Annotated in this window: 1 protein-coding gene; it reads left to right on the top strand. The window is 64.5% G+C overall.

Going from position 1 to position 282, the window contains the following annotated elements:
* The coding region (locus KI686_RS17735; protein ID WP_237590422.1) for an alkaline phosphatase PhoX at positions 1–282 on the top strand (282 nt) is incomplete at both ends.

The following is a 282-nucleotide window of genomic DNA, read 5'->3' as shown; positions in this document are numbered from 1 at the left end:
CTCCACCGGCTGGGAGGCATACGACCCGCGCTTCGACGCGCACCACGCGGACTACGTGAACGAGCCGAACCGGTTCGGCTACATCGTCGAGATCGACCCGCAGGACCCCTCCTCCACGCCGCGGAAGCACACCGCGATGGGGCGCTTCAAGCATGAGGGCGCCAATGTGCGCGTCGCCGAGGACGGCCGCGTCGTGGCGTACATGGGCGATGACGAGCGCAACGATTACCTCTACAAGTTCGTCTCGAAGAACAGCATCTCGGGTTCGCGCAGGAAGAATCT

It is taken from the genome of Polaribacter sargassicola, assembly GCF_021991835.1.
Lineage (GTDB): Bacteria > Bacteroidota > Bacteroidia > Flavobacteriales > Flavobacteriaceae > Polaribacter > Polaribacter sargassicola.
The sequence above is the reverse complement of the archived record's forward strand: the minus strand, read 5'-3'. Positions and strand labels throughout refer to the sequence as shown.